Source organism: Sphingomonas sp. CCH9-E2 (genome assembly GCF_001557215.1).
Lineage (GTDB): Bacteria > Pseudomonadota > Alphaproteobacteria > Sphingomonadales > Sphingomonadaceae > Sphingomonas.
In genome coordinates, this window is record NZ_LSJM01000264.1 from 1 (window position 1) to 673 (window position 673).

General features: G+C 66.6%; 1 protein-coding gene. It reads left to right on the plus strand.

The annotated features are described in order from the left end of the window. Positions 1 to 616 (plus strand): TRAP transporter substrate-binding protein DctP (gene dctP, locus AX681_RS12230; protein WP_197424287.1); only part of this gene is annotated, 616 nt, incomplete at its 5' end. Positions 617 to 673 lie beyond the last annotated feature (57 nt).

Below are 673 nucleotides of genomic sequence, written 5' to 3' on the forward strand. Positions count from 1 at the left end.
GCTGGCGGTGCAGGGCGGCAACTTCCCCGGCGTGCTGACCCGCGACCGGCCGATCCGCAGCCTTGCCGACTTCAAGGGCCTGCGCCTGCGCGCGCAGAGCGACGCGGTCGACATCCTCAAGCAGCTGGGCGCAGACCCGGTCAACATGCCGATGGGCGAGGTTTATTCGGCGCTGGCCAAGGGCGTGATCGATGGCGTCGTGGCCCCGGCCGACACGATCCGCAGCCTGCATTTTGCCGAGGTCGCGAAACATTTCACCACGATCCGCTTCAGCCGCGGCGCGTATCCCGCGCGCGCGATGTCGGACAAGACCTGGCGCACGCTCCCGCCCGACCTGCAGGCGATCCTGGCCGACGGGCGCAAGGTTTGGGAGGCGGCGCTCAACCGCCAGCTGCTGAAGGCCGAGCAGGCGGGGATCGATTACGGGAAGAAGGAGGGCATCACCTTCTCCAGTATCCCGGAGCAGGAACAACGCGCATTCGACGCGCTCTACAACAAGGATGCGCGCATTCAGGCTGAGCGGCTGGGCAAGATCGGGATCGATGCGGTGCCGATCTATGAAGAGGCGCAGCGGTTGATCGCGGGCGGTGAGATCCGTTGCGGAGGAAAGCCATGAACCGTCATGTATCTTCTCCCCTCCCGCTTGCGGGAGGGGCTGGGGGAGGGCCTATCC